Below are 26,537 nucleotides of genomic sequence, written 5' to 3'. Positions count from 1 at the left end.
GATATCGATGTTCCAGCAAATACAGTCGTTTATTCAGAACCTCGTCGGCCCGCACGGGGATGATTTCAGCCCCGACGATCTGAGGGTGGCGGTGGCCGCCCTCTGTTTCCAGGTGATGGAAGCGGATGGCACCGTCTCGAAAAGCGAGCGCGACCGGTTGCGCGAAATCCTCCAGGACTATTACCATCTCGATGCCGGCAAGCTCGATGCGCTTCTCGCCGCCGGCCAGGAGGCCGGTAAGGAAGCCGTCGATTATTACCGCTTCACCACCGATATACGCCGCCATCTCGATGAAGATCAGCGCGTGGAGCTTATTGGCATATTATGGGATATTGTTTACGCTGACGGCGAACGAAGCGAAATGGAAGACCATGTGATCTGGCGAGTCGCCGACCTGCTTGGTGTCTCCGTGCGCGACAGGGTTCTGCAACGTCAGCAGGCCGCCACGAGGTCCGGGCCTGCTGAAGAAAGCGAAAACGAAGACGATGCTGTTTGACCCTTCCAGGCAACAGAGAAAACAACCATCGCTGCTCATCGTCCTGCATCAGGAACGTTCCACGCCCGGCCGTGTCGGCCAGATGCTGGTGGAAAAAGGGTATCGTCTGGATATAAGGCGACCCGCACTCGGGGACGACCTGCCGCAGACGCTGGAGAAACACGCGGGCGCCATCATCTTCGGTGGCCCGATGAGCGCCAACGATTCTCATGATTACGTCAAAGCCGAAATCGACTGGCTGAAGGTGCCGCTGAAGGAAAACAAACCTTTTCTCGGCATCTGTCTCGGCGCGCAGATGCTGTCCAAACATCTCGGCGGCAGGGTTGAGGCCGACAGGGAGGGCAAGGTGGAGATCGGCTGGTATCCGCTCCATGCCACCGAGCACGGGCGGCTTCTGATGCCGCATTGGCCGAAGATGGTCTATCATTTTCACAAAGAGGGGTTCGAGCTGCCACGCGGAGCCGAACTTCTGGCCTCGGGCGAAACCTATCCCAACCAGGCCTATCGCTACGGAAAAAACGCCTGGGGCCTGCAGTTTCACGCCGAACTGACCCGCGCCATGATGCATAGCTGGGTGGTGCGCGGCGCGCAGCGTTTCGGCATGCCGAATGCGCAGGTGGGCAGCCAGCATCTGGAAGGCCGCATGCTGTTCGACACGCCGCTCAGGGCATGGCTCGGCAATTTTCTCGATCTGGTTTTTGAGGGCAAGGCGCAGCGCTAAGGCTCATCGCCGTCAGTGCGGCGCATCCAGATTATCGATCTTGCGCAGCTTGGAGAAACCGAGCGCCCAGATAACCGCCACCGCAAGCGTGCCGGCCCCGCCAATGACAACGGCCGGCACGGCCCCGACGACATGCGCCATGGTGCCGGCGCGGAACTCACCCAACTCATTCGATGCGCCGACGAACACCATGTTCACGGCATTCACGCGCCCGCGCACCTCATCCGGCGTCCACAGCGCGATCAGGGTCTCGCGCACATAAACCGACACCATGTCGGATGCGCCCATGACCACCAGCGCGGCGATGGATAGCCACGCGGTCTGCGAAAGCCCGAAGACCACGGTGGAGACGCCGAAGAGGCCGACGCCGATAAACATCAGCAGGCCGGCATGGTGGCGGATGGGCTTGAACGCCAGAATGACAGCAACGGTGATGGCTCCGATGCCGGGCGCTGCCCGCAGGAGCCCGAGACCCCAAGGCCCGAGCGTCAGCACTTCCTTGGCAAAAATCGGCATCAGCGCTACGGCGCCGCCCAGCAGCACCGCGAAAAGATCGAGCGAGATCGCGCCAAGAACGATTTTTTCCTGCGCGATGAATTTGAACCCGGCCAGCATGGTTTCAAGGCTGATGGCTTTTGCCGGGCCGCGTTGTTCCGGTTTGCGGATCGACACCGCAAGCGCTGCCGATACGATAAAGAGCACGAATGCCACACTATAGGCGACGGAAGCACCGAGGCCATATAGCAGGCCGCCGGCGACGGGACCGAGAATGGATGCCATCTGCCATGACGATGAATTCCAGGCGATCGCATTCGGCAGATCCTCGACCGGCACAAGATTGGGTGCCAGCGACTGGACGGCCGGCCCCATGAAGGCTCGCTCTATGCCGAAGACGACGAGAATGGCGAAGACGGGCCACGGAGAAAAACTGTGCGTCAGCGTGAGCCCCAGAAGCGCCGCAGCACATAGCGCAGCCATCAAAAGGCATATGGCCATGATCCGCCGGCGATTGTGCCTGTCGGCGACCGTTCCGGTGACGAGGATCAGAAGCAGAGACGGCAGAAACTGGAACAGCCCGATCAGGCCGAGATAAAAGGCGTTGCCGGTCACTTCATACATCTGCCAGCCGACCGAAACGCTGACGATCTGGATGGCGAAGGCCGAGAAAAACCGGGCGCTGAAAAAGCGGCGATAGGAACTATGCCGGAATGCACCGAAACGGTTTTCGGCGGAAGGGAGGGACATCGGCTGGGTGCTCGCGAGACAATATGAGATGTCTGCAATAGAGCGATATCACAGGAATCGCCAGCCCTCACCAGCGGGATGACGAAAACTGTGAGCGGTTTTCGCCTGAAATCCCGCTACAAAGCCATGAACCAGATTGTGATGATCGCCGGTCGATCAGCCCAAAGATCATTACGATCCGGCGCGACACTTGCCGGTTCACGCGTCAATGTCTAAATGTCTTGCAACCAAGATACGGAGATATTGATGCTTGCCCTGTTTCAGACCATCGATCTGGCCTTGAACCTCTATACGTGGGTGCTGATCGCCAGCGCTATTTTTTCCTGGCTTTACGCCTTCAACGTCATCAATTCCCGCAACCAGTTCGTGAACGCCATCGGGAGTTTCCTGGTCAATGTCACGGAACCGGCCCTGCGCCCCATCCGCCGCATTCTGCCCAATCTCGGCGGTATCGACATCTCGCCGATCATCCTGCTGCTGATCATCTTCTTCATCCGCTCCTTCATGTGGAACACGCTTTATCCGATGACGGTTTGAGCGGCCTCTGGCGAAAACACGATGATCATGTCCGCCTGTCGGTTCGGCTGACGCCAAACGGCGGGCGGGATATGATCGACGGCGTGGAGCAGGATGCGGACGGAAACGCGCATCTGAAAGCCCGCGTCAGCGCCGTGCCGGAAGGCGGCAAGGCGAACAAGGCCCTCATTGTTTTGCTGGCAAAAAAACTCGGCCTGCCCAAATCTTCCATCACCTTCATTTCAGGCGAAACAGCGCGTAAAAAAATCCTCCGGATCGATACCGACCCGGAGGATTTCGAAAAGCTTTTTAAAAAGCTGGCAGTTTAGCGCTATCAGCCCTGCGCCTTGTAGCGCTCGATGGCTTCGACGATCAGCTTCTTGGCGACGTCGACATCCTGCCAGCCGCCCATCTTCACCCACTTGCCGGGCTCCAGATCCTTGTAGTGCTCGAAGAAGTGCTCGATCTGCTTCAGCGTGATCTCCGGCAGGTCGGTGTAGTTGTGGACCTTGTCGTAACGCTGCGTCAGCTTCGGAGCCGGCACGGCGAGGATTTTCTCGTCCTTGCCGCCGTCATCTTCCATGATCATCACGCCAATGGGGCGGACATTGATGACACAGCCCGGAACCAGCGGACGGGTGTTGCAGATCAGAACGTCGATCGGATCGCCATCGTCGGACAGGGTGTGCGGCACGAAGCCATAGTTACCCGGATAGGTCATCGGCGTGTAGAGGAAGCGATCGACGATCAGCGCACCGGCATCCTTGTCCATCTCGTACTTGATCGGGTGTCCACCGACCGGCACTTCAACGATGACATTCACATCATTCGGCGGATTCTTGCCTACGGAAATTGCATCGATACGCATTCGCTTCCCTCATTCGACGGGTTGGATTTGGTTTTCGATACTGGGAAAGTCGCCGCATTGCAACATGGCTTTGGGCGGATAAGGCAGAATGAGCGATTTGAGGCCATAGCGATGATGCATCGCCCCGCGCGAAACAAAAATAGCGGGAAATTTCCCTGTCAGTTCCAGACGAAACCGACCTTGCGCAGTGACTTGCCGTCGAAATCTTCCATCCCTTCGGCAATATCCCGGCCGCCATGCGAACGGAAGAACCGATTGGCGACGTCGCTGTCTTCGAGGCACCAGACAACGATGCCGTTGCAGCCAAGCGAGGTCAGCAATCTGCGCGCTTCCGTAAACAGCAGCGAGCCAAGCCCGATGCCCTGATATTCCGGCCGCAGATAAAGTTCGTAAATCTCGCCATCCTGCGGCAGCCCGCGTGCCCGGCTGAGGCCCAGTGTCGCATATCCGGCGACCACACCGGCCACCTCCACCACCAGCATGGTCGCGGAGCCCTTGGTTGCCTTCTTCCACCAGATTTCCCCACGACGCTCGAGCATCTGCGTCAACGGCCGATGCGGGATAAGCCCGGCATAGGCCTGTTGCCACGACAGACGGTGCGCCTCGGAGATGGCACGCGCATCATGCGGTTCAGCACGGCGAACATCGATGGATAACGTTTTCATAACGCGATTCTGGCCCCGGCCACGGAAACTTACCAGTCATAAAGGTTAACGCCGGCAAGCTTACCCACAGCCTATTCATGTGGACGACCAGAAAAAATTAACGCATCCTTAACCTTTGGCAAAGCGCCTTTCGACTCATGCACACATAAAAACGAGCGCAAAAAAACCCGGCTCAAGGCCGGGTTTTCAAATTCGCGACGACCAACCGCAATCAGATTGCGAGCTTGGCCTTTTCAAAACGCTTGCGGTCATTTGCGTCGAGGAACATCTTGCGCAGACGGATCGACTTCGGCGTCACTTCCATCAACTCGTCTTCCTGGATCCAGGAAAGAGCGCGGTCGAGCGTCATGCGGATCGGCGGCGTCAGCTTGACAGCTTCATCCTTGCCGGCGGCGCGGATGTTGGTCAGCTGCTTGCCCTTCAGCACGTTCACTTCGAGATCGTTGTCGCGCGTGTGAATACCGATGATCATGCCGGCATAAACCTTCTCACCCGGCTCGATGATCATCGGGCCGCGATCTTCCAGGTTGAACATGGCGTAGGCAACAGCCTCGCCCGAACCGTTGGACAGGAGAACGCCGTTGACGCGACCGGCAATCTGGCCCTTGAAGGGCTGATAGTCGTGGAACAGACGGTTCATGATGGCCGTACCGCGCGTGTCGGTCAGGAGTTCCGACTGGTAGCCGATCAGGCCACGGGTCGGAGCATAGAACTTCAGACGAACGCGATTGCCGCCGGAAGGACGGAGCTCGGCCATTTCAGCCTTGCGCTCGGACATCTTCTGAACGACGACACCGGAATGCTCTTCATCAACGTCGATCACGACTTCTTCGATCGGCTCCAGCAGGGTGCCGTTCTCATCCTTGTGCATCACGACGCGCGGACGCGAAACGGCAAGCTCAAAGCCTTCGCGACGCATGGTTTCGATCAGAACCGCCAGCTGCAATTCGCCACGGCCGGATACGAAGAACGAATCCTTGCCTTCAGCCTCTTCGATCTTGAGCGCAACGTTGCCTTCGGCTTCCTTGAACAGACGGTCGCGGATAACGCGGCTCGTAACCTTGTCGCCTTCGGTGCCGGCCAGCGGGCTGTCGTTGACGATGAACGACATGGTGACGGTCGGCGGATCGATCGGCTGCGCGGTCATCGCCTCGGTCACGGATGGATCACAGAAGGTATCGGCGACCGTACCCTTGGAGAGACCGGCAATAGCCACGATGTCGCCGGCATGGGCTTCGTCGATGGCCGTGCGCTCGATACCACGGAATGCGAGGATCTTGGAAATACGACCGGTTTCGATCGTCTTGCCATCCTGGCCCAGAACCTTCACGGCCTGGTTCGGCTTGATCGAACCGGAGGCGATACGGCCGGTGATGATACGGCCGAGGAAGGGGTTGGCCTCAAGGATCGTGCCGATCAGACGGAACGGACCTTCTTCAACCTTGGGCTCAGGAACATGTTCGAGAACCAGATCGAGCAAGGGTGCGAGACCCTGATCCTTCGGACCTTCCGGGTTAACGTTCATCCAGCCGTCGCGGCCAGAACCGTAGAGGATCGGGAAGTCGAGCTGCTCGTCGGTCGCATCGAGGTTCGCGAAGAGGTCGAAGACTTCGTTGATGACTTCTTCATGGCGGCCATCCGGACGGTCGATCTTGTTGATCGCAACGATCGGACGAAGACCAACCTTCAGCGCCTTGCTGACCACGAACTTGGTCTGCGGCATCGGACCTTCGGAACTATCGACCAGAACGATCGCGCCGTCCACCATCGACAGGATACGCTCGACTTCACCGCCGAAGTCGGCGTGGCCGGGGGTGTCGACGATGTTGATGCGAACACCCTTCCACTCCACCGAGGTCGCCTTGGCGAGAATGGTGATGCCGCGTTCCTTTTCGAGGTCGTTGCTGTCCATCACGCGCTCTGCAACGCGCTGGTTATCGCGGAACGAGCCGGACTGCTTCAGAAGCTCGTCCACGAGCGTCGTTTTTCCATGGTCAACGTGCGCGATGATCGCGATGTTGCGAAGTGCCATTGTTCAAAATCTCTGAGGTTGGGCGCTATATTGATGATAAACGCCAATTTAGTTTGGCGCGCTCATAACCTTTTTTTTGCAAATGCGAAAGGGGGGCCCATGTCATAAGCCCCCTGCGCTCAGCTTCTAGCTCAGAAATGTGACAGTCTCTTATAGGAGACCGCGCTTCGAAAGCATGGCGTCCGGGCTCGGCATCTTGCCACGGAAGGCGAGATAGGCCTCCTCTGGATCGATCGAGCCGCCAACGGAATAGATATTGTCCTTCAACCGTTGCGCCATCTCGCCATCGAAGGCATTGCCGGTTTCCTCGAAAGCGGCAAAGGCATCGGCATCAAGAACTTCCGACCACATGTAGGAATAATAGCCGGCGGAATAACCATCGCCCGAGAACACGTGCTGGAAATGCGGTGTCGCATGGCGCATGACAATGGATTTCGGCATATTGAGGCCAGACAGCACCTCGCCCTGTACAGCCATCGGATCGGCAACGTTGTCACGGGTATGAAACGCCATGTCGACAATCGCCGAAGAGGTGAACTCCACCGTGCTGAAACCGGCATTGAAGGTCTGTGCGGCCAGAACCTTGTCCAGCAGCGCCTTCGGCATCGGCGCGCTGGTCTCATAATGCAGGGCGTATTTTTCCAGAATTTCCGGCACCGTCAGCCAATGCTCGTAAAGCTGCGACGGCAATTCAACGAAATCGCGAGAGACGCCCGTTCCGGAAACGGAAGGATAAGTGACATCGGACAACATGCCATGCAGCGCGTGGCCGAATTCATGGAACAGCGTGCGCGCATCATCAAGCGAAAGCAGAGCCGGTTTCCCCTCGGACGGTTTGGCGAAATTGCAGACATTGTAGATGATCGGAATTTCACCGACGGTCCCATTCTTCAGGGGCAGCTTGTGCTGCGACTGGAAGGAGCTCATCCATGCACCTGATCGTTTGGAAGGACGGGCGAAATAGTCGCCGAGGAACATGGCCTTGAGATCGCCGTTACCGTCGCGGATTTCGAAAACCCGCACATCCGGGTGATAGGCGGCAACGCCCTTGACTTCAACCGCTCGAATCCCAAACAGCCGCCCGGCCACATCGAAACAGGCTTCGATGATCTTTTCCAGCTGCAGATAGGGCTTCAATTCCGCCTCGGAGAAACTGAATTTCTGGGCGCGGAGCTTTTCGGCATAATGCCGCCAGTCCCACGGCAGCACGTCGTGGTTCTTGCCTTCCGCGGCAATGATGGCGGCCAGTTCGGCCTCTTCTTCACCCGCACGGCGGACGGCTTTTTCCCAGACCTGACCGAGAAGACCGTTCACCGCATCGGCCGTCTTCGCCATCGTGTCATCAAGCTTGTAGGCGGCGAAATTCGCATAACCGAGAAGCTTTGCCTTTTCTTCGCGCAGTTCGAGGGTGCGGTGGACGATCTCGCGATTGTCGGTCTCGCCGCCATTCTCACCCCGCGCCACCCATGCCTTGAAGGCCTGTTCACGCAAATCGCGGCGCTCGGAAAATGTCAGGAAGGGCTCGATGATCGAGCGGGAAAGGGTAACGGCAAATTTGCCGTCCTCGCCATGCTCGCGGGCGGCTCCCGCCATGGCGTCCCGCAGGAAACCGGGAATGCCGGCAAGCTCCTCTTCCGTCGCAAGCAGAAGCTTCCAGTTCTTTTCATCCGCCAGCACATTCTGCCCGAATTTCGCACCCAGACCGGCAAGTTCCTCATTGATCGCGGCCAGCCGCTCCTGCCGATCCCTAGGCAATTTAGCGCCGGAACGCACAAATCCCTTCCAGTGCCGTTCGAGAACCCTTTTTTCTTCGCCCGTGAGCCCCAGCGTCTCGCGCTTTTCCCACAATGTGTCGATGCGTTTGAACAGCGCCTCGTTCATGCCGATCTTCGAATAATGCCGAGACATTTTTGGAGCGATTTCCCGCTCCAGCGCCTGGATCACACCATTGGTATTGGCGCCTGCCCTGTTCCAGAACAACGACGAAATGCGCGAGAGATCGTCACCGGCGATTTCGAGTGCGGTCACCGTGTTTTCGAAACTCGGCGCCTCTGCATTGCCGGCAATTGCATCGATTTCCCGCTCGTGGGAAAGAAGGGCAGCCTCAAAGGCCGGCGCGAAATCCTCATCCTTGACCGCATCGAATTTCGGCAGACCATTATGGCCGTTCCAGTGGACGAGTGCGGGATAAGGCGCGGTCTTCAATGGCATTTCATCTTCCTTGTACAATTCCTATTCAAACCCATATGGGCACGCCTCCACCGCCAATTCAATATGCCGGGCGGAGATGACAGAGGATGTGGAAAAAACGCAGGAAGTACGGTCTCTTTGCTTCGTCGTAACAATTGTCGACTACGTTGCGGGTCATTCAACAACCGAACTGACGCATGTTTTACTCGATTTTCGACAATATGATTTGTGCACCATTGATTATCGCCCGGAATTTAGTAAGGCTGACTTACGAAAAGGCGAAGCATGGGCACGAAACGCGAAAAAGATTCACTGGCATTTCTGTTGAACAGCGGCGCACGCCTGCTGAACAGTGCTTTCGAGCGCCGAATTTCTGAAGCCGGACTGGGCCTGACCCCCGGCGAAGCGCGTGCCTTGCTGACGGTTGCCGTCGTTGATGGCAGCAAACAGTCGGATATCGCCGCCCGCCTCGGCATCGAGCCCATGACGATCTGCGCCTATCTCGACAAGCTGCAATCCCTCGATCTCATCGAGCGCCAGCAGGACCCGCAGGACAGACGTTCCAAGCGCATCGTGCTGACAAAGAACTCCACCAACATGCTGGAAGCAGTGCGCCAGGAGATCGATGAACTCGTTCGTCACGCCACGCAGGGCCTGAATGAAGAAGAGGTCGCGCTTTTCCGCAGTTTCCTGCAGACGCTTCGCAACAATCTCCAACCGGAACAGCCGGGCCAGAGCTGCTGACCGCAATGCCGCCAGAACCGATCATGTCCACAAAACGCACGGCCATGCTCGGCGCGTTGCTGACGGCGCTGGCGCCGATTTCCATGGCGATCTATACGCCGGCCATGCCGGAGCTGACACGGGTTTTTGCCACAAACGAATCCGCAATAAAACTCAGCTTGTCACTTTATTTTGCCGGTTTTGCCATGGCGCAGCTGCTCGCCGGGCCCGCTTCCGACGCCTTCGGCCGGCGCAGGGCGAGCCTCGTTTTCCTCTCAATCTTTCTGGGCGGCGGGCTGCTGGCGATTTTTGCCCCGACGATTGAAGTGCTGCTTTTCGCCCGGCTCGTTCAAGGCATCGGCGCCTCCGTCGGCATGACGGTGGCGCGCGCCATCGTCCGCGACCAGTTCACCGGTGCGGAGGCCTCCAGCATCATGAACCTTATCGGCATCATGCTGGCCGTCGGCCCCGCCATGGGACCGACGATCGGCGGACTTTCGCTTGCGGCTTTCGGCTGGAAATCCGTGTTTTTCCTGATGGCCGGCCTCGGCGCCGTCGCTATTTTCTCCGTGGTGATTTTCCTGCGCGAAACGACGGTCCCGGACAAAGGCCTGATCCGTCCCCGCCGGCTCGTTTCGGCCTATGGCACCTTGCTGACCGAACCACGCTTTCTTCTGGCCGCACTGGTACTTGGCGGCTCCATCGGCGCGCTTTACGCGCAGGCCACCATGCTGACCTTCATCCTCATCAACACCGTCGGCCTGACGCCCACCGCCTTCGGCATCGGCATGTTGATGCAGACCGGCGCCTATTTCTTCGGCTCGATCGCCCTGCGCTACATCGCGCCGAGACTGGGTGACCGCCGTTCCGTCATGCTCGGCCTCAGCTTTTCGGGAACAGGCGGCCTGCTCATCCTGCTGTCAGTCTTCCTCATACCGCCGTCCTTCCTCTCCATCATGGGCCCCGTGGCGGTTGCAACGGTTGGCATCGCCTTGCTGACACCCTCGATGGTAACGGCAGCACTTGCCCCCTTCCCGCATATTGCCGGCTCGGCTTCAGCGATGATGGGCTTCATCCAGATGGGATCGGGTTTTGCGGGCGGCGCTGCCGCCTCGCTCATCGGTTCGCCCTTGACCGGCTTCGGCATCATCATCCCGGCGATGGAATTCATGGCCGTTGCGAGCTACATCGGCTTCCGCATCGTCTCCAGAAGAGAGACATGAAAAAACCCGCCGGCGTTACCGCCCGCGGGTTTCATTATCTTCACGACAGCGGAATTACTTGCTGAGGTTACGCTTGGCCAGCGTGCGCAGGCGCAGCGCGTTGAGCTTGATGAAGCCTGCCGCATCCTTCTGGTCGTAAGCGCCGTGGTCGTCCTCGAAAGTCACCAGCGCGTCGGAATAGAGCGACTTGGCGCTTTCGCGGCCGGTCACCATAACATTGCCCTTGTAGAGCTTCAGCGTCACTTCGCCTTCCACATGCTCCTGGCTCTTGTCGATCAGCGCCTGCAGCATCTCGCGCTCCGGCGAGAACCAGAAACCGTAATAGATCAGTTCGGCGTAACGCGGCATCAGCTCATCCTTGAGATGCGCCGCACCCCGGTCGAGCGTGATGGATTCAATGGCGCGGTGCGCAGCCAGCAGGATGGTACCGCCGGGCGTCTCGTAAACGCCGCGCGACTTCATGCCGACGAAACGGTTCTCGACCAGATCGAGACGACCGATGCCGTTTTCACGACCGTAATTGTTGAGCGTGGCGAGAAGCGTCGCCGGCGACATTTCAACGCCGTTGATGGAGCAGGCATCACCCTTGCGGAAACCGACCTTGATGACGGTTGCCTTGTCGGGAGCAGCTTCCGGGGAAATGGTGCGCATATGCACATATTCAGGCGCTTCCTGTGCCGGGTCTTCCAGAACCTTGCCCTCGGAAGAGGAGTGCAGCAGGTTGGCGTCGACGGAGAAAGGCGCCTCGCCCTTCTTGTCCTTGGCGACCGGGATCTGGTGCTGTTCGGCGAAGTTCAGGAGGTCGGTACGGCTCTTGAACGTCCAGTCGCGCCAGGGCGCAATGATCTTGATATCAGGGTTCAGCGCATAGGCCGAAAGCTCGAAACGGACCTGATCGTTGCCCTTGCCGGTGGCGCCATGGGCGATGGCGTCCGCGCCGGTCTTCTTGGCGATCTCGATCAGGTGCTTGGAAATCAGCGGACGGGCAATCGACGTGCCGAGCAGATAGACGCCTTCATAAACGGCGTTGGCGCGGAACATCGGGAAGACGAAATCACGCACGAACTCTTCGCGGACGTCCTCGATGAAGATTTCCTTGATGCCCAGCATCTCGGCCTTCTTGCGCGCCGGCTCGAGCTCTTCGCCCTGGCCGAGATCGGCGGTGAAGGTCACGACTTCAGCGCCAAGTTCCGTCTGAAGCCATTTCAGGATGATCGAGGTGTCGAGGCCGCCGGAATAGGCGAGAACGACTTTCTTAACGTCTTTCGGGAGTGCCATAATGATGTCCATCTGCATGATGACGGCATCGACACACCGCCATTTCCTTGGGATTTCGGCACTTTTACAGTGCAACCCGAAATGTGTGAAGCGCTTTTCCGTGAGATAAGCGACAAAACAATTGATGGACGCGTTTGACGATGGGTGACGATGGTCCGCGGCAACGGGAACGAAGCGATTGTCACATGCATTTAGAAAATTCGCGCTTTATCATAAAGCGGCGCGATCGACTTGAAGACCGTGAATGAAGCCACTCAGGTTCAGGCAACGTTGCAAACCGCTGGAAACAGCAGAAACGACGCGAAGGAGAAACCTATGACGACCATCCACCCCGCATTCAAGGAAGATAATGTCGCTGTCATAACAGGTGCGGCATCCGGTATCGGACTTGCCGCCGCCCGCAAATTCGCCGGTTTCGGCATGAGCGTCGTGCTTGTCGATCTCGATGGCGAAAAGCTCGCCGCAGCGCATGCGGATATTCTGGCCGTTGCCAAGGACGGCGAGGCGCAGATCGTCGCCATCCCGACCGACGTCTCGAAACTCGATGAGCTGGAGGCGCTGGAACGTGCCGTGATCCAGCGTTTCGGGCGCATCCACGTTCTCATGAACAATGCCGGCATCCAGCCGGGCAGCGCCATCTTCGGACCGCAGGCCAATTGGGAAAAGATTATCGGCGTCAATCTGATGGGCGTCATAAACGGCAGCCGCGTTTTCGGCCAGGGCATGATCGCCCATGGCGAGCCGGCGCTCATCATCAATACCGGCTCGAAACAGGGCATCACCACGCCTCCGGGTGATCCGGCCTATAATGTCTCGAAGGCCGGTGTGAAAACCTTCACGGAAGCGCTTCAGCACGAGCTGCGCAATATCCCGAACGGCGCGGTTTCCGCCCATCTCCTGATCCCCGGTTTTGTCTTCACGGGCCTCACCGCCCATGGCAGGACGGAAAAACCGCAGGGCGCATGGACCGGCGAGCAAACCGTCGATTTCATGATCGAGAGTATTGGCCGCGGCGATTTCTACATTCTCTGCCCGGATGGCGAGGTGGACCGCCCGACCGATGAGAAGCGCATCCTCTGGGCTGCCCAGGATATCGTTGAGAACCGCCCACCGCTGTCGCGCTGGCACACGGAATATTCCGCCGCCTTCACCAGCTTCCTGAAAAACTGAACTTCCAGCCGCCGGACTTGAAGGGTGCGGCGGCTTTTCTCCGCTCGCAGGGGCGTCATCGCTCAAAAACATTGGCAGAAACACGAAACCGCGTTAAGCAACCGCAATCTCCAGATTTTACGGGTGCCGCGATGGATTTCGTTCCGAGCCTGCCAACATTGATCGCCTTTACCGTTGCCATTCTGCTTCTGGCCGTGACGCCGGGGCCTGATATGACGCTCTGGATCAGCCGCTCTTTGCGCGAGGGCCGCGCGGCGGGTTTCATGACACTGGTGGGGACTAATATCGGCATCACCGTGCACACGATGCTGGTCGCTTTCGGCGTCGCTGCCCTCATCGTCGCCTCGCCGACCGCCTTCATGATCCTGAAAACCGGTGGTGCGGCCTATCTAGTCTGGCTCGCCATTCAGGCGATCCGCAAGGGCTCGGATTTCGTGATGGTGAAAGGCACCGGTGAAAAAGCACAGGCCTCGCTGAAATCGGCCTTGCTGAACGGTATCTGGGTCAATCTGCTGAACCCCAAGGTCATCATCTTCTTCATGACCTTCCTGCCGCAATTCGTCAGCGCCTCCGATCCGCATGTGACCGGCAAGCTGATCTTCCTCGGCATCTGGTCCATCATCGTGGCGCTGCCGATCGGCATCGGCATCGTGATTGCCGCCGATGTTCTCTCCGCATGGCTGCAGCGCAACCGGAAGGTTCTGCGGGGACTGGATTATACGATCGCCGGCGTCTTCTCGCTTTTCGCGGTCAAGATTTTCTTCACGCAAACGCGCTGAGGGCAAATAAAAAGGCGCCGTAAGGCGCCTTTTTTAATCAGCCGATCAGCAACTCGTCATCGTCAAGCGTCTGGCCGCGTATCTTGCGGAACATCTCGATCAGGTCTTCGACCTCGAGATCCTTGCGGCTGTCACCGGACACGTCGAGCACGATTTCACCGGCATGCAGCATGATCGTGCGGGTACCGTAATCCAGCGCCTGACGCATCGAATGGGTGACCATCAAGGTCGTCAGCTTGCGCTCCGACACAACCTTGCGGGTCAGCTCCATCACAAATTCCGCCATGCCGGGATCGAGTGCCGCCGTATGTTCATCCAGCAACAGCACGTCCGAACCTGATAACGTCGCCATGACAAGCGACACGGCCTGCCTCTGCCCACCGGACAGAAGGTCCATACGGTCCTTCAGACGATTTTCCAGACCGAGATTGAGCGAAGCGATACGTTCCCTGAAGAAATCCCGCCTGCCGCGTCCGAGCGCCGGCAGAAGGCCGCGGCGCTCACCACGCGATGCCGCAAGCGCCAGGTTCTCCTCGATGGTCAGCGCACCACAGCTTCCCGCCAGCGGGTCCTGAAACACGCGCGCTACCCGTCCCGCCCGGCTGGCAGTCGGCTTGCGGGTAACGTCAGCACCGCCGATCATCACCTTGCCTGCGGTTGGCAGGACATCGCCCGCCAGAACGCCGAGCAGCGTGGATTTGCCCGCACCATTGGAGCCGATGACGGTAACGAAAGAACCATCCTCGATGGTGAGATCGATCTTGGCCAGCGCCTGCTTTTGCAGCGGCGTACCGCGCCCGAAGACGACCTGGATATCGGAAAGCGAAATCACGATGTTGCTCCCCCACGGCGCAGTCGCGGCAGGATCAATGCGATGGCCACCAATACCGCCGTTACGAAATTGAGATCGGACGCCTTGAGACCCAGCACATCGCTCGACAAGGCAAGCTGAATGGCGAGACGATAGGCGATGGAGCCGAAGACACAGCCGATCAGCGCGATCAGGATGCCGCGCGCACCGAACAGCGTTTCGCCGATGATAACGGCGGCAAGTCCGACGACGATGGTGCCGACACCCGAGGTCACATCGGCAAAGCCATTGGTCTGCGCGAACAATGCGCCACCGAGGGCGACCAGCGCATTCGAAAGCGCCATGCCGAGATAGATCTGGTTGCCGGTCTTCACGCCCTGCGCCCGCGCCATCCGCGCATTGGCCCCCGTCGCCCGCATGGCAAGGCCCGCATCGCTTTCAAGAAAACGCCAGACGAGAATGACCGCGATCAGCACCAGCGCACCAACGAAGAGAGGCCGCACCAGATATTCGGAAAGGCCGAGACCGTAAAACGGCGATACCATCGTATCCTGATTGAGCAGCGCCACATTCGGCTTTCCCATCACCCTGAGATTGACGGAAAACAGCGCGATCATCGTCAGGATCGAGGCAAGCAGGTTCAATATCTTGAAACGAACGTTGAGGGTGGCTGTCACGATGCCAGCGGCAGCGCCGGCAACCATGGCAATCGCCGTCGCGACCCAGGCATTCAGACCGGCGATGATCAGCACGGCAGCCACGGCGGCGCCAAGCGGAAACGAACCGTCCACGGTCAGGTCAGGAAAATCAAGCACCCGGAAAGCGAGATAGACGCCGATCGCCACGAAAGCGAAGACCAGTCCCAGCTCCACGGCACCCCAGAAGGCGATTTGGCTCACGGTAATGTCCTTGTTATTGCCGCCATCAGGCGGATACGGGCACCGTCTCGTGCCACGTAAAACGGGCGGCGAAATGCCGCCGCCCGCAATTCAGTCAGGTTGCAGTTCAGTCGATGACCTTGGTGGCGCGCTTCGTCACGCTTTCAGGGAAGGTGACGCCAACTTTTTCAGCAACCTTCTTGTTGATCACGAGATCGGTGCCGACAGCAACGGTGGCCGGAATGTCGCCCGGCTTTTCACCCTTGAGGATGCGGACAACGACGGCGCCCGTCTGCTTGCCAACGTCGAAATAGTTGAAGCCGAGCGCTGCAACCGCACCACGCGCGACGGAATCCGTGTCGGCGGCGTAAAGCGGGATCTTCGCTTCGGAGGCAACGCCAGCTGCCGCCTCGAAAGCGGAAACGATGGTGTTGTCAGTCGGAACGTAGATCACGTCGGCCTTGCCGACCAGAGCGCGGGTTGCACCCTGAACTTCAGCCGACTTGGTGGCAACGGATTCGACAACCTTCAGGCCGGCCTTGTCGGCTTCGGCCTTCAGCAGGGCAAGCGTCGAGGCGGAATTGGCTTCGGCGGAGTTGTAGATGAAGCCGATGGACTTGGCGTTCGGGGAGATTTCCTTGATGAGCGCCAGGTGCTCGCCAACCGGCAGCATGTCGGAAAGGCCGGTCACGTTGCCGCCGGGCTTTTCCATGCTCTTGATGAGCTGTGCGCCAACCGGATCGGAGACAGCCGTGAAGACGACCGGAATATCGCGCGTGGCCGCAACGACAGCCTGAGCCGACGGCGTGGAGATCGGCACGATGACCGAAGGGGCGTCGCCCACGAACTGGCGCGCAATCTGCGCTGCGGTGCCCGGATTACCCTGCGCGGACTCATAAAGGAACTTGAGGTTCTCGCCTTCCTTGTAACCTGCTTCGGCAAGAGCCGCCTTGACGCCATCACGGGCAGCGTCAAGCGCCGGATGTTCGACAATGGCGGTGACGGCAACGGTGACGTTTTCAGCCTTGGCCGGCAGAACGATGGCGCTCGCAGCAGCGAGAGCCAGAATGAATGCGCGCATGGATATCCTCCTGTTGGTTCCCTGTTTTCGTCTTTCTAGGAACAAGACAGACCGAAATCAATCGGAGAACCGCCGGAAAACCAGCTTTATGGCGCAAATGCGGCTTATTCAGTCATCCGCGCCGTGATTGGCGATCATCATCGCCTCAAAAGCCAGTCTTTCGGTCTTGCGCATGCGTTCCGATTCCGACTTCAACTGGCCGCAGGCGGCGAGAATATCGCGGCCGCGCGGCGTGCGGATCGGCGAGGCATAACCTGCCTGATTGATGAAATCGGCGAATTTTTCGATCTGCGCCCAGTCGGAGCACTGGTAGTTCGTGCCCGGCCAGGGATTGAACGGAATGAGATTGATCTTGGCCGGAACGCCCTTCAAAAGCTGCACCAGCATCTTTGCGTCTTCCAGGCTGTCATTGACATCCTTCAGCATCACATATTCGAAGGTGATGCGGCGGGCATTGGAAAGACCCGGATAGTTGCGGCAGGCCTCGATCAGCTCCTTTAGCGGATATTTCTTGTTAATCGGCACCAGCATGTCGCGCAGATCGTCACGCACCGCATGCAGCGAAATCGCCAGCATCACGCCAATCTCGTCGCCGGTGCGGAAGATTTCCGGCACAACCCCTGATGTGGAGAGCGTCACACGACGCTTGGAAAGCGACAGGCCATCACCATCGGTGGCGATCAGGAGCGCGGTCTTCACATGCTCGAAATTATAGAGCGGTTCACCCATGCCCATCATCACGATGTTCGACACCTTGCGGCCTTCGCTCGGCACATAGGCGCCGACCGGCGTCGAACCATCGGGAAAATCGCCGAGCCGGTCACGCGCCAGCAACAACTGGGCAAGAATTTCCTCGGCCGTCAGGTTGCGCACCAGACGCTGCGTGCCGGTGTGACAGAAGGAACAGGTCAGCGAACAGCCCACCTGGCTCGATATGCAGAGCGTGCCACGCCCTTCTTCCGGAATATAGACCGTTTCGATCTCGACGGGACGGCCAGCGCCGCGCGGCGGAAAACGCATCAGCCATTTGCGGGTGCCGTCATTGGAGATCTGCTCCTCGACGATTTCCGGACGCGCGATGGTGAAGGCCGCCTTCAGCTTCTCGCGGAGTTCCTTGGCGACATTGGTCATATTGTCGAAATCGGAGACGCCGCGCACGTAAAGCCAGTTCCACAACTGGCTGACGCGCATCTTCACCTGCTTTTGCGGCACGCCGATCTCGGCCAGCGCCTCGCCCATTTCCTCACGCGTCAGACCGATCAGCGACGGCTTGCCGGACATGAGATCGCTATTGGCGATCAGCGGGGTTTTGACTGCCAGGCCGGCAGGAGCTTGCATTACGGACATCACGTTATCCCATCGTTCCATGCATCGCACGACCGGCCTGTCGAAAAGGCGGAAAATCGTCTGCATGTCGAGAAAATCAAAGGCGGAGCACTTTTCGCGCATCCGCCTGTCAATGTTGCCGCGCCTTTAGCATCAAACTGGCAAAAACGCAAATGGCCGGTCGAGGACCGGCCATTGTCAAATGCAATGGAATGTCGGGATTACTTGCAGCTCTCGATCTGCTTGAGAGCAGCCGAAATACCCGAGAGCGAATAGGAATAGGATGTCGCGGTGCCACGGCCGGAAACCGCCTTGACGGTCATCGACTTTCCGCCCTTCATGGCGGCGACGAGAGCGGGCTCTTCAGCGGCGTTTTCAACCCAGGCGGCCTTGTCCTTGGTGAACATGACGAAGTTCTTGTTATCGATCGTCACATTGACCTTGGAGCCCTGCTTCAGCGGATAACCCACCATGGCCTGCGGCTCGTAGGAGATGTTCTGGCCGGGACGCTGCGACACGATGAAGAATATATCGCCGTGATCGACGCTCGCCGGTTCCTTGGCGGTCGGAATGGAAAGAACGTAGCAGACGGTGCTATTGCCCGATTTGTACGAATAGGCACCCCAAGCATTGAACTGCTGGATGCGCGTGGGCGACTGTGCAGATGCTACGCCGACGCTGGTCAGCAAAATGGCCGCTGCGGTTGCTACACTTCTTACAAACATAGAATTTCCTGCCGGGTTATTGTCTTCCATTGGCCCGAAGCAGCGGCGAGCCCAGTTTCTGGATCGGCCACGTTCAGGTGCGGATCGTCTTTTCTCATTGTGGTCGGGAAGCGGTTACCAAACCGTCAACAACACGCATAAAATGCCGGAAACGTCCGGCGGTGTTACAGATTGGCGACTCCCGACGCCCTGGGGAGAAGGGCGGGGCACGTCCTTCCTTCGTGTGTATGACACATAAATTCAGGCAAGAATTTGTCACCCGCCGGGCTCCGCCGGGCGGAAACATCACAGAGACGTTACCCGGCTTCCTGCTGTCGCTTCAGCATGGCGTCAGCCGCCTCATAGTGTTCCATCTTGATATGGGCGCGGATCATGGCGAGCGCTGCCGTGATGACGGCGATATCATCGGTAAAACCGACGACCGCCAGCATGTCCGGCACCGCATCGATAGGCATGATAAAATAGGCAAGGGCGGCCAGAATAATACCCTTGGCGCGCAACGGCGTGTCGCGGTCAATCGCGCAATAATAGGCCGCCGCCGCGTCGCGCGCGAAGGGAACCTTCGTCATCACCCGCTTCAGCTTGGGCCAGAATTTGGCGCGCACGACATTCTCACGCTCCTGCTGCTTGTCGGTTTCACCCGGCAGAAGAATTTCACCGATTTTCACATCATCCATGATCGACGGTCCTCCGGTCACGGCTATTATATGGGATTTAAGGTTCGCCGTTCAATTGCTCCGGCCTGCAGCTGCCTTCTGCATGGCCTCGGCCAGAAGAAAATCCCGCTCCGTTACGCCCTGTGAATCGTGAGTGGTAAGACAGACCTTGACCCGCGAATAGACATTGGACCATTCGGGATGATGATTGAGCCTTTCCGCAACAAGTGCGGACTCGGCCATGAAACCGAAGGCTTCCGCAAAGCTGGAGAACTTGAAGGAACGGACGATCGCCGCCCCGTCCTCTCGCAGGGCCCAGCCCTCGAGTTTTGACAATGCCTGCCGGATGGCATCCGGCTCAAGTCTGGGATATTTCATGAACTTGCCTCCGCTTGAGACCCATTAACGCTTCAACGACCGGATCGACGCATATTCCATGAAACATATAGCTGTTCTTTTTGTCTGCATGGGCAATATCTGCCGCTCACCACTTGCCGAAGGCGTTTTGACAAACCTTGCTGATAAAGACGGTGTTTCCCGCCAACTCACGGTCGACTCCGCCGGAACCGGCGGCTGGCATACCGGCAATGCCCCGGATCGCCGATCCATCGCGATAGCCCGTAAGCATGGCATCGATATTTCAGGGCAGAGCGCGCGGCAGGTCAGTCAGGCCGATTTCGAAAACTTCGATCTCATCCTTGCCATGGACACGAGCAATCTGGCGAAACTGCTTCAAAAGGCGCCGGAAAACCACAGGCACAAAATCCACCTGTTTCTGGACTATGCTTCGGGACGCCACGAGAGCGTCCCGGATCCCTATTTCGGCGGTGAAGACGGTTTTCTGACCGTCTACAACATGCTCTTGGCAGGATGCAGATCGTTGCTCGAAAAGATGGAGCTGGACCGCGCCTCGTGAAGCGGAAACGCCTCTTCAACGATATAAGGCCCACCACCCACCGATTCCTTCGACGACATCAGCACGAAGCGGCCGACCGTGAAGGGCGACGTGCGGAAGTTGCCGCGTCCGGAAAGATAATGCACCACATCGTCCACACGCGAGGAGCGCAGCCGCGCCAGCGTCACATGCGGCATGAATTTGCGGGGATCAGGCGGGAGACCGATCCTTTGACAAATTCTCTCGATCTCCGCCTGCAGCGCATGCATTTCCGGGGAGGGAGAAACCCCCGCCCAGATGGAATGCGGCTTCTTGGAGCCGAAGGAACCCATACCGGTAAGATTGAGCTGGAACTCCGGCCTTTCGATCCGGTCCAGCCTGTCCACGACTTCATCGGCGGTCCGACCGTCGATGTCACCGATAAAACGCAGGGTTATGTGATAATTCTCCACATCGATCCACCGGGCTCCCGGCAGACCACCGCGCAACAATGAGAGGCTCATAGCCGCATTGCGCGGAATTTCGAGGGCGGTAAACAGTCTCGGCATGGCGAGCTCCCCGAATCTCTTGGCAGAACAAGCATAGCGAATCACGCAATGCAGGCGGGCGCAAGTGCTTATTTTTTTTGCGCACCGATTGTCTTGATGAAGCTTTCAACAGCCGGCAAAGATTTCTCCACCATCATCGCCACCCCCTTGGTATTGGGGTGCATTTTGTCGTCGAGCTTCAGCGTATCATCCGTCACGACGCCATCCAGAAAGAAGGGATAAAGCTGCAGGTTGTATTTTTCCGCAAGCTTCGGGAAGATTGGATTAAAGCGGCTGGCATAATCATCGCCCATATTCGGCGGCGCCATAATGCCGACCAGCAGCACGGCTATGTTACGTTTCTGAAAGCCGGAAATGATGGTGTCGAGGTTCTTTTCGGTCTGTTCGGGGGCGATGCCGCGCAAAGCGTCATTGGCGCCCAGTTCCAGAATGACCCCGTCAGTGCCATCGGGAACCGACCATTCCGCCCGCGCCAGACCACCGGAGGAGGTATCGCCGGAGACACCGGCATTGGCGATGGCGACATTGACGCCCTTTGCCTTTAATGCAGCTTCAAGCTGTGCGGTGTAGCTGTCGGTGGGGGGAAGCTGATACCCGGCCATCAGGCTGTCGCCGAAGCCGACCAGTTGCAATGTCCGCTCCTGAGCCATGACGGCAGTGGCGGAAAAGGCGGTGGTGAAAATGACGATGAAGTGAAACAGGGCAGCTTTAAATCTCATCACGGCTTTCCTAACTTGGTTCCCATTGTCTGAAATACCGACCGCATCGACCGCCAGACCGTTTTCATCACCCTATATAGGAACGAGAATTGTGACGAAAAGCATCATAGAGCTGAAGAAGGCCGACCTCACGCTCGGCAATGCCGCCGCCTCCGTTCACGTTCTCAAGAACATCGATCTTTCAATCGGAGAGAGCGAGGCAGTGGGTATCGTCGGCCCTTCCGGTTCGGGAAAGTCGACACTGCTGATGGTGCTCGCCGGTCTCGAGCGGCTCGATAGCGGCGAAATCATCATTGCGGATACGGAACTGCACAAGCTGGGGGAGGACGCGCTGGCGGATTTCCGCGGCCGGAATATCGGCATTGTTTTCCAGTCCTTCCATCTCATCGCCAATATGACGGCGCTGGAAAATGTCGCCGTTCCGCTGGAGCTGGCAAACACCCCGAACCCCTTCGAGATCGCCAGACGCGAGCTCGTCGCCGTTGGTCTCGGCGAGCGTCTCAATCATTATCCCGGCCAGCTCTCCGGCGGCGAACAGCAGCGTGTCGCCATCGCCCGCGCGCTTGCCCCCTCACCGGCCGTGCTGATTGCTGACGAACCGACGGGCAATCTCGATACCGATACCGGCAGGCAGATCGCCGATCTTCTCTTTGCCAAACAGGCCGAACGCGGCATGACGATGATCCTCGTCACCCATGATCCGTCGCTTGCCGCCCGGTGCTCGCGGCAGATCAAGGTGCGCTCCGGCGAGATCGAGGGCGACAGCGCCATATCCCAGATGGCGCGGGCGGTGTCCGCATGATCGGATCCATTCTCCCGTCTTTTGCCAATATCAGAAACGCCGCAAGGCTGGCACGGCGCGAAATCCGCGGCGGTCTGCGTGGCTTCTACATTTTCCTCGCCTGCATCGCGCTTGGAACCGGCGCCATCGCCGCCGTCAATTCCGTCTCGCGCGCAGTCACCAGCGCCATCGCCACGGAAGGCCAGGCCATATTGGCGGGCGACGTGCGTTTCGAACTGCGCAACAGGGAAGCAACGCAGGAAGAGCGGGCCTATCTCGACGGCCTCGGCACCGTCGCGGTTTCCACCGGGCTGCGCTCCATGGCCCGCCTTGCCGATGGCTCCGAACAGACCCTGACGGAAGTGAAGGCTATCGACGGCGCCTACCCGCTCTACGGAACTTTCGTGGCCGAACCGAACCGGCCCCTGAATGAGCTTCTGGCCGGAAACGGCAACACCTACGGCGCCATCGCCGCCCCGCTTCTGCTGGAACGGCTGGGAATCAAGGTCGGCGATGAAATCCTGCTCGGCAATGTGAAGCTGAGACTGACCGGCACAGTGGTCGACGAGCCGGATGCTCTCTCCGATGGCTTCGGTTTTGCCCCGAGGCTGATGGTCAGCCGCGACGCCCTTTTCGCCTCGGGCCTCGTTCAGACCGGAAGTCTTGTCGAACACGCCTACAAGATCAAGCTGAACGACCCTTCGACGCGAGCGACAACGACCGATGCGGCCAACAAGGTCTTTCCCGATGCTGGCTGGTCCATTCGCACCAGTGACCGGGCAGCGCCGTCGCTGACCGAAAACGTCAACCGTTTCTCGCAATTCCTGACGCTGGTGGGCCTTACCGCCCTCATTGTCGGCGGTGTCGGCGTCGCCAATGCCGTTCGCGCTTTTCTCGATTCCAAGCGCACCACGATCGCCTCGCTGAAATGCCTCGGCGCACCGGCCTCCGTGGTCACAATGACCTATCTCTTTCAGATCGCCTTCATTGCCGCCGTCGGCATCGTCATCGGCCTTGTGGTCGGTGCCATCGCGCCCCTCGTCGCCATGCGGTTTCTGGAAGGCGTGCTGCCTGTGCCGGAAGAGCTTGCCTTTTATCCCGCCGCGCTCGGTCTCGCCGCCCTGTTCGGTCTCCTGACCACGCTCGCCTTCGCCATCGTGCCGCTTGGGCAAGCGCGTGAGGTTCCGGCAACCGCGCTTTTTCGCGAACAGGGTTTCGAAGAGGGAAGCTGGCCCTCCTGGCCTTATCTCGCCGCAACCGGCCTGCTTCTGGCAGCACTTGCCGCACTCGCCATCTTTTCGGCGGAAGACCGTTTCATCGCCTCGGTTTTCCTCGCGGCCATCGCTTTTGCCTTCGTGGTCCTGCGGCTGGTGGCGTCGGGCGTCAAGGCCATCGCCAAACGCAGCCCCCGCGTTCACTCCGCGGCCCTTCGTCTGGCAATCGGCAATATTCACCGTCCCGGCGCGCTCACCCCTTCGGTCGTCCTCTCCCTCGGCCTCGGCCTGACCCTGCTCGTGACGCTGACGCTGATCGACGGCAATCTGCGCCGTGAATTGACGGACAGCCTGCCGGAAAAGGCGCCGAATTTCTTCTTCGTTGATATTCAGGGCAGCGAAGTTCAGGGCTTCCGCGATCTCGTGAAGCGGGAAGCGCCTGATGGCACGCTGACAGAAGTGCCGATGCTGCGTGGCCGCATCATGGCGCTGAACGGCACGGACGTGACGAAGATGGAGGTTCCGCCGGGAGGACGCTGGCTGCTGCGCGGCGACCGGGGAATTACCTACTCACAGGATATTCCCGAAAATGCAACGCTGACGGAAGGAGGCTGGTGGGGGCCGGACTATAGCGGCGAACCGCTGGTGTCCTTCGCCGCGAAGGAGGCGGGAGATCTGGGCCTCAAGATCGGTGACAGCGTGACCGTCAACGTGCTCGGCCGCAACATCACGGCCAGGATCGCCAATCTGCGCAATGTCGAATGGGAATCCCTGTCGATCAATTTCGTCATGGTGTTTTCGCCAAACACTTTCCGCGGCGCGCCGCATGCATGGCTGGCGACACTCGCCGACCCTTCCGCTTCCGCAAGCGACGAAGGCCGCATATTGCGCTCTGTCACCAACACCTATCCGACAATCACCAGCGTGCGGGTGAAGGATGCGCTCGACGTCGTCAACCGGCTGGTCGGCCAGCTCGCCACCGCCATCCGTGCCGCTGCCGCCGTTGCCCTGATAGCCTCCGTCCTCGTTCTCGCCGGCGCACTTGCCGCCGGAAACCGTGCCCGCACCCATGACGCGGTTATCCTGAAAACGCTGGGCGGCACACGAAGCCTGCTCATCCGCGCCTTCTCCTACGAATATATGATGCTCGGCCTCGCCACCGCTGTCTTCGCGCTTTTTGCCGGCGGCGTTTCCGCATGGTTCGTGATCGCCCGCATCATGAAGCTGCCCTCCAGTTTTCTTCCGGATGTGGCGATCGGAACCCTCGTCGTCGCCCTCGTCATGACTGTTGGCATCGGCCTCATCGGCACCTGGCGGATTCTCGGGCAAAAGGCCGCCCCGGTTCTCAGGCAGGCAGGTGAATGATCGTCGGTTGTGCGCCGCTTAACTTTAACGATTAATTCTTTGTAATGATCGCCAAAACGTGAGCGCTTTTCGCGCATATGGTGTCTTTTCGACGGGAAAAGGCCTTGTATCGAACACGTTCTGCCATCATATTCTTGAGCAGGCTTGCTGAAGCTCCGCAGCGGCGCCCGGGAGGTATCCCGACACCGTAGCAATCACGGGGCTCAAAAGAGGAAACAATGGCTGACTTCAATAACTACCAGAACCGCATGGCGCAGAACCGTGCACAGACTGGTGCGATGATCGATGAAGGTCTTCGCGCCTACATGCTCAAGGTTTACAACCTGATGGCGCTGGCTCTGGTCATCACCGGCGTTGCAGCGTTCGGCTTCGCCATGCTTGCTACGACGAGTGATCCCGCAGCAGCGGTCGCCACGCTGCCGAATGGCAAGATGCTGACGTCCCTGGGCGCCCTTGTTTATGCGTCGCCGCTGCGCTGGGTCGTCATGCTGGCACCGCTCGCACTGGTTTTCTTCCTTAGCTTCCGCATCCAGAACATGAGCGTTTCCGCCGCGCAGACAACGTTTTGGGTCTATGCTGCTCTTATGGGCGTGTCGCTGTCCTCGATCTTCCTGAGATATACTGAGGGAAGCATCGTACAGACGTTCTTCGTGACCGCCGCTTCGTTCGGCGCGCTCTCGCTCTACGGTTACACGACGAAGAAGGATCTTTCCGGTTTCGGTTCGTTCCTGATTATGGGTCTGTTCGGCCTGATCATTGCCTCCATCGTCAATATCTTCCTTGGTTCCGGAGCCCTGCAGTTCGCGATTTCCGCGATCGGCGTGCTGATTTTCGCAGGCCTGACCGCCTACGACACCCAGAAGATCAAGGAAATGTATTTCGATGCTGACGATGTTGCCGTGGCTGGCCGCAAGGCCATCATGGGCGCACTGACGCTTTATCTCGACTTCATCAACCTCTTCACCTTCCTTCTGCAGTTCCTCGGAAACCGCGACGACTAAGGCTGAGGTTCGATTGCCAGACATACGAAAGGCGGCCCATCGGCCGCCTTTTTTCTTTAGGAAGATTCTTCACTCGTCAGCCAGAGCGTCGCCTGCCTGCGGGCGGTCCGCTTCTGCGAAAGCTCATTCGATGAGCTTCAAAACCTTGTCGAAGACCTTCAGGACCTGCGGCAACTCATGGCCACGTTTCAGAATGCGGCCATCCGTATTCACCACGCAATAGGCACCCTGCTTCGCCGCCAGCTTGGGATTTTTCTCGATCCTGAAAAGCGGCATTTCACCCGAACGCTTGAAGACGGAAAACACCGCCTTTTCCTTCAGGTGATCGATGGCGTAGTCACGCCACTCGCCCTCTCCCACCATCCGGCCATAGATGCGCAGGATCGCATCCAGCTCGCGGCGGTGAAAGGTGACCGGTAAAGGGTCCTTGTTCTTTTTATATTCGCGGAGATCGATAACGGTGGAATTGTCACGTGAAGCGGTCTGCACCTGCTGCACATCCGGTTGATCGGTCATCCAATACCTCCGATTCCACCCAAATCATCCGTGCAGTGTGAGCCTGGGAGGGCGAAATTGCAAGTCTTTGCACCACCATGGAACAGAGGACGGGGAATGCCGGGAAAGGTCTGAC

At 58.8% G+C, this 26,537-nt stretch carries 28 protein-coding genes; 12 read left to right on the top strand and 16 right to left on the bottom strand.

Going from position 1 to position 26,537, the window contains the following annotated elements:
• Positions 1 to 7 precede the first annotated feature (7 nt).
• Together AC5YUO_RS08900 and AC5YUO_RS08895 are read left to right on the top strand one after the other, a co-directional pair.
• Positions 8 to 496, top strand: a complete 489-nt coding sequence (locus AC5YUO_RS08900) for a tellurite resistance TerB family protein (RefSeq protein WP_020813557.1) — start codon at positions 8 to 10, stop codon at positions 494 to 496.
• Positions 486 to 1,217 (top strand): glutamine amidotransferase, encoded by a 732-nt coding sequence (locus AC5YUO_RS08895; RefSeq protein WP_496153026.1) that lies wholly within the window; start codon positions 486 to 488, stop codon positions 1,215 to 1,217. The genes AC5YUO_RS08900 and AC5YUO_RS08895 overlap by 11 nt, the downstream gene beginning before the upstream one ends.
• Positions 1,218 to 1,229: 12 nt before the next feature.
• On the opposite strand, the gene AC5YUO_RS08890 is transcribed toward AC5YUO_RS08895, so the two are convergent.
• Positions 1,230 to 2,462, bottom strand: coding sequence for an MFS transporter (locus tag AC5YUO_RS08890; RefSeq protein ID WP_400817149.1), 1,233 nt, complete (start codon positions 2,460 to 2,462; stop codon positions 1,230 to 1,232).
• Positions 2,463 to 2,708: 246 nt separating this feature from the next.
• On the opposite strand from AC5YUO_RS08890, the gene AC5YUO_RS08885 reads away from it, so the two are divergent.
• Both AC5YUO_RS08885 and AC5YUO_RS08880 read left to right on the top strand, forming a co-directional pair.
• Positions 2,709 to 2,999, top strand: coding sequence for a YggT family protein (locus tag AC5YUO_RS08885; protein ID WP_003492418.1), 291 nt, complete (start codon positions 2,709 to 2,711; stop codon positions 2,997 to 2,999).
• On the top strand, positions 2,996 to 3,307 hold the full coding sequence (locus tag AC5YUO_RS08880) for a DUF167 domain-containing protein (protein ID WP_496153025.1): 312 nt from the start codon (positions 2,996 to 2,998) through the stop codon (positions 3,305 to 3,307). The genes AC5YUO_RS08885 and AC5YUO_RS08880 overlap by 4 nt, the downstream gene beginning before the upstream one ends.
• A 5-nt stretch (positions 3,308 to 3,312) precedes the next feature.
• On the opposite strand, the gene ppa is transcribed toward AC5YUO_RS08880, so the two are convergent.
• From ppa to AC5YUO_RS08860, 4 genes are all read right to left on the bottom strand, one after another.
• Entirely contained in the window at positions 3,313 to 3,846 is a 534-nt protein-coding gene (ppa, locus tag AC5YUO_RS08875) for an inorganic diphosphatase (protein WP_400817153.1), read from the bottom strand.
• Positions 3,847 to 4,004: 158 nt separating this feature from the next.
• Positions 4,005 to 4,511 (bottom strand): GNAT family N-acetyltransferase, encoded by a 507-nt coding sequence (locus AC5YUO_RS08870; RefSeq protein ID WP_080815633.1) that lies wholly within the window; start codon positions 4,509 to 4,511, stop codon positions 4,005 to 4,007.
• Positions 4,512 to 4,722: 211 nt separating this feature from the next.
• The gene (typA, locus tag AC5YUO_RS08865; RefSeq protein ID WP_269346894.1) at positions 4,723 to 6,543 is read right to left on the bottom strand and encodes a translational GTPase TypA; all 1,821 of its coding nucleotides are present in this window, start codon (positions 6,541 to 6,543) and stop codon (positions 4,723 to 4,725) included.
• Positions 6,544 to 6,693: 150 nt separating this feature from the next.
• Complete coding sequence (locus tag AC5YUO_RS08860; RefSeq protein ID WP_496153024.1) at positions 6,694 to 8,754, bottom strand: M3 family metallopeptidase; 2,061 nt, start codon at positions 8,752 to 8,754, stop codon at positions 6,694 to 6,696.
• A gap of 264 nt (positions 8,755 to 9,018) precedes the next feature.
• Here AC5YUO_RS08860 and AC5YUO_RS08855 point away from each other — a divergent pair, with 264 nt between their 5' ends.
• Positions 9,019 to 9,477, top strand: coding sequence for a MarR family winged helix-turn-helix transcriptional regulator (locus AC5YUO_RS08855; protein WP_400817158.1), 459 nt, complete (start codon positions 9,019 to 9,021; stop codon positions 9,475 to 9,477).
• Between the two features lie 5 nt (positions 9,478 to 9,482).
• Positions 9,483 to 10,679 carry a multidrug effflux MFS transporter gene (locus AC5YUO_RS08850; protein WP_496153023.1) on the top strand — a complete coding sequence of 399 codons (1,197 nt, stop codon included), beginning with the start codon at positions 9,483 to 9,485 and terminating at the stop codon, positions 10,677 to 10,679.
• A 54-nt stretch (positions 10,680 to 10,733) separates the two neighbouring features.
• Here AC5YUO_RS08850 and AC5YUO_RS08845 read toward each other — a convergent pair whose 3' ends face one another.
• Positions 10,734 to 11,957 (bottom strand): argininosuccinate synthase, encoded by a 1,224-nt coding sequence (locus AC5YUO_RS08845; RefSeq protein WP_269346887.1) that lies wholly within the window; start codon positions 11,955 to 11,957, stop codon positions 10,734 to 10,736.
• Between the two features lie 315 nt (positions 11,958 to 12,272).
• Between AC5YUO_RS08845 and AC5YUO_RS08840 the strand changes: the two genes are divergently transcribed.
• Both AC5YUO_RS08840 and AC5YUO_RS08835 read left to right on the top strand, forming a co-directional pair.
• Positions 12,273 to 13,127, top strand: coding sequence for an SDR family NAD(P)-dependent oxidoreductase (locus AC5YUO_RS08840; protein ID WP_496153022.1), 855 nt, complete (start codon positions 12,273 to 12,275; stop codon positions 13,125 to 13,127).
• 131 nt (positions 13,128 to 13,258) lie between these two features.
• Complete coding sequence (locus AC5YUO_RS08835) at positions 13,259 to 13,906, top strand: LysE family translocator (protein WP_400817164.1); 648 nt, start codon at positions 13,259 to 13,261, stop codon at positions 13,904 to 13,906.
• A 37-nt stretch (positions 13,907 to 13,943) separates the two neighbouring features.
• Here the strand turns inward: AC5YUO_RS08835 and AC5YUO_RS08830 are convergent, their stop codons facing one another.
• The 7 genes from AC5YUO_RS08830 to AC5YUO_RS08800 all read right to left on the bottom strand — a co-directional run bounded on the left by AC5YUO_RS08830 (position 13,944) and on the right by AC5YUO_RS08800 (position 19,761).
• Positions 13,944 to 14,738, bottom strand: coding sequence for an ABC transporter ATP-binding protein (locus AC5YUO_RS08830; RefSeq protein ID WP_065114292.1), 795 nt, complete (start codon positions 14,736 to 14,738; stop codon positions 13,944 to 13,946).
• The gene (locus AC5YUO_RS08825; protein WP_496153021.1) at positions 14,735 to 15,616 is read right to left on the bottom strand and encodes an ABC transporter permease; all 882 of its coding nucleotides are present in this window, start codon (positions 15,614 to 15,616) and stop codon (positions 14,735 to 14,737) included. Before AC5YUO_RS08825 ends, AC5YUO_RS08830 begins: the two co-directional genes overlap by 4 nt.
• Positions 15,617 to 15,722: 106 nt before the next feature.
• Positions 15,723 to 16,676, bottom strand: a complete 954-nt coding sequence (locus tag AC5YUO_RS08820; RefSeq protein WP_269346878.1) for an ABC transporter substrate-binding protein — start codon at positions 16,674 to 16,676, stop codon at positions 15,723 to 15,725.
• A gap of 108 nt (positions 16,677 to 16,784) precedes the next feature.
• Positions 16,785 to 17,957, bottom strand: coding sequence for a dual-specificity RNA methyltransferase RlmN (rlmN, locus tag AC5YUO_RS08815; RefSeq protein WP_496154834.1), 1,173 nt, complete (start codon positions 17,955 to 17,957; stop codon positions 16,785 to 16,787).
• A 266-nt stretch (positions 17,958 to 18,223) separates the two neighbouring features.
• Positions 18,224 to 18,727, bottom strand: a complete 504-nt coding sequence (locus AC5YUO_RS08810; protein WP_003523183.1) for an invasion associated locus B family protein — start codon at positions 18,725 to 18,727, stop codon at positions 18,224 to 18,226.
• Positions 18,728 to 19,023: 296 nt separating this feature from the next.
• The gene (locus AC5YUO_RS08805; protein ID WP_006310844.1) at positions 19,024 to 19,404 is read right to left on the bottom strand and encodes a YkvA family protein; all 381 of its coding nucleotides are present in this window, start codon (positions 19,402 to 19,404) and stop codon (positions 19,024 to 19,026) included.
• Between the two features lie 51 nt (positions 19,405 to 19,455).
• On the bottom strand, positions 19,456 to 19,761 hold the full coding sequence (locus AC5YUO_RS08800; protein WP_496153020.1) for a 4a-hydroxytetrahydrobiopterin dehydratase: 306 nt from the start codon (positions 19,759 to 19,761) through the stop codon (positions 19,456 to 19,458).
• Positions 19,762 to 19,819: 58 nt separating this feature from the next.
• On the opposite strand from AC5YUO_RS08800, the gene AC5YUO_RS08795 reads away from it, so the two are divergent.
• The gene (locus AC5YUO_RS08795) at positions 19,820 to 20,299 is read left to right on the top strand and encodes a low molecular weight protein-tyrosine-phosphatase (RefSeq protein WP_400817172.1); all 480 of its coding nucleotides are present in this window, start codon (positions 19,820 to 19,822) and stop codon (positions 20,297 to 20,299) included.
• Here the strand turns inward: AC5YUO_RS08795 and thpR are convergent.
• Complete coding sequence (thpR, locus tag AC5YUO_RS08790) at positions 20,233 to 20,826, bottom strand: RNA 2',3'-cyclic phosphodiesterase (RefSeq protein WP_080853013.1); 594 nt, start codon at positions 20,824 to 20,826, stop codon at positions 20,233 to 20,235. The two genes, AC5YUO_RS08795 and thpR, sit on opposite strands and share 67 nt — an antisense overlap.
• A gap of 68 nt (positions 20,827 to 20,894) precedes the next feature.
• On the bottom strand, positions 20,895 to 21,545 hold the full coding sequence (locus tag AC5YUO_RS08785) for an arylesterase (RefSeq protein WP_496153019.1): 651 nt from the start codon (positions 21,543 to 21,545) through the stop codon (positions 20,895 to 20,897).
• Positions 21,546 to 21,636: 91 nt separating this feature from the next.
• Here AC5YUO_RS08785 and AC5YUO_RS08780 point away from each other — a divergent pair, with 91 nt between their 5' ends.
• The 3 genes from AC5YUO_RS08780 (at position 21,637) to AC5YUO_RS08770 (ending at position 25,906) form a co-directional block, all read left to right on the top strand.
• Entirely contained in the window at positions 21,637 to 22,347 is a 711-nt protein-coding gene (locus tag AC5YUO_RS08780; protein WP_496153018.1) for an ABC transporter ATP-binding protein, read from the top strand.
• Positions 22,344 to 24,905, top strand: coding sequence for an ABC transporter permease (locus tag AC5YUO_RS08775; RefSeq protein WP_496153017.1), 2,562 nt, complete (start codon positions 22,344 to 22,346; stop codon positions 24,903 to 24,905). The genes AC5YUO_RS08780 and AC5YUO_RS08775 overlap by 4 nt, the downstream gene beginning before the upstream one ends.
• Before the next feature lie 218 nt (positions 24,906 to 25,123).
• Positions 25,124 to 25,906, top strand: coding sequence for a Bax inhibitor-1/YccA family protein (locus AC5YUO_RS08770; RefSeq protein WP_400817181.1), 783 nt, complete (start codon positions 25,124 to 25,126; stop codon positions 25,904 to 25,906).
• A gap of 123 nt (positions 25,907 to 26,029) precedes the next feature.
• Here AC5YUO_RS08770 and AC5YUO_RS08765 read toward each other — a convergent pair whose 3' ends face one another.
• Positions 26,030 to 26,422, bottom strand: coding sequence for a DUF2794 domain-containing protein (locus tag AC5YUO_RS08765; RefSeq protein WP_003523170.1), 393 nt, complete (start codon positions 26,420 to 26,422; stop codon positions 26,030 to 26,032).
• Positions 26,423 to 26,537 lie beyond the last annotated feature (115 nt).

It is taken from the genome of Agrobacterium sp. LEGMi-208b, assembly GCF_059511785.1.
The sequence above is the reverse complement of the archived record's forward strand: the minus strand, read 5'-3'. Positions and strand labels throughout refer to the sequence as shown.

Coding starts and splice junctions, on each gene's coding strand:
- AC5YUO_RS08900 (WP_020813557.1), top strand. CDS start 8: ATGTTCCAGCAAATACAGTCGTTTATTCAGAACCTCGTCGGCCCGCAC.
- AC5YUO_RS08895 (WP_496153026.1), top strand. CDS start 486: ATGCTGTTTGACCCTTCCAGGCAACAGAGAAAACAACCATCGCTGCTC.
- AC5YUO_RS08890 (WP_400817149.1), bottom strand. CDS start 2,462: ATGTCCCTCCCTTCCGCCGAAAACCGTTTCGGTGCATTCCGGCATAGT.
- AC5YUO_RS08885 (WP_003492418.1), top strand. CDS start 2,709: ATGCTTGCCCTGTTTCAGACCATCGATCTGGCCTTGAACCTCTATACG.
- ppa (WP_400817153.1), bottom strand. CDS start 3,846: ATGCGTATCGATGCAATTTCCGTAGGCAAGAATCCGCCGAATGATGTG.
- AC5YUO_RS08870 (WP_080815633.1), bottom strand. CDS start 4,511: ATGAAAACGTTATCCATCGATGTTCGCCGTGCTGAACCGCATGATGCG.
- typA (WP_269346894.1), bottom strand. CDS start 6,543: ATGGCACTTCGCAACATCGCGATCATCGCGCACGTTGACCATGGAAAA.
- AC5YUO_RS08860 (WP_496153024.1), bottom strand. CDS start 8,754: ATGCCATTGAAGACCGCGCCTTATCCCGCACTCGTCCACTGGAACGGC.
- AC5YUO_RS08855 (WP_400817158.1), top strand. CDS start 9,019: ATGGGCACGAAACGCGAAAAAGATTCACTGGCATTTCTGTTGAACAGC.
- AC5YUO_RS08850 (WP_496153023.1), top strand. CDS start 9,483: ATGCCGCCAGAACCGATCATGTCCACAAAACGCACGGCCATGCTCGGC.
- AC5YUO_RS08845 (WP_269346887.1), bottom strand. CDS start 11,957: ATGGCACTCCCGAAAGACGTTAAGAAAGTCGTTCTCGCCTATTCCGGC.
- AC5YUO_RS08840 (WP_496153022.1), top strand. CDS start 12,273: ATGACGACCATCCACCCCGCATTCAAGGAAGATAATGTCGCTGTCATA.
- AC5YUO_RS08835 (WP_400817164.1), top strand. CDS start 13,259: ATGGATTTCGTTCCGAGCCTGCCAACATTGATCGCCTTTACCGTTGCC.
- AC5YUO_RS08820 (WP_269346878.1), bottom strand. CDS start 16,676: ATGCGCGCATTCATTCTGGCTCTCGCTGCTGCGAGCGCCATCGTTCTG.
- rlmN (WP_496154834.1), bottom strand. CDS start 17,957: ATGTCCGGCAAGCCGTCGCTGATCGGTCTGACGCGTGAGGAAATGGGC.
- AC5YUO_RS08810 (WP_003523183.1), bottom strand. CDS start 18,727: ATGTTTGTAAGAAGTGTAGCAACCGCAGCGGCCATTTTGCTGACCAGC.
- AC5YUO_RS08805 (WP_006310844.1), bottom strand. CDS start 19,404: ATGGATGATGTGAAAATCGGTGAAATTCTTCTGCCGGGTGAAACCGAC.
- AC5YUO_RS08800 (WP_496153020.1), bottom strand. CDS start 19,761: ATGAAATATCCCAGACTTGAGCCGGATGCCATCCGGCAGGCATTGTCA.
- AC5YUO_RS08795 (WP_400817172.1), top strand. CDS start 19,820: ATGAAACATATAGCTGTTCTTTTTGTCTGCATGGGCAATATCTGCCGC.
- thpR (WP_080853013.1), bottom strand. CDS start 20,826: ATGCCGAGACTGTTTACCGCCCTCGAAATTCCGCGCAATGCGGCTATG.
- AC5YUO_RS08785 (WP_496153019.1), bottom strand. CDS start 21,545: ATGAGATTTAAAGCTGCCCTGTTTCACTTCATCGTCATTTTCACCACC.
- AC5YUO_RS08775 (WP_496153017.1), top strand. CDS start 22,344: ATGATCGGATCCATTCTCCCGTCTTTTGCCAATATCAGAAACGCCGCA.
- AC5YUO_RS08770 (WP_400817181.1), top strand. CDS start 25,124: ATGGCTGACTTCAATAACTACCAGAACCGCATGGCGCAGAACCGTGCA.
- AC5YUO_RS08765 (WP_003523170.1), bottom strand. CDS start 26,422: ATGACCGATCAACCGGATGTGCAGCAGGTGCAGACCGCTTCACGTGAC.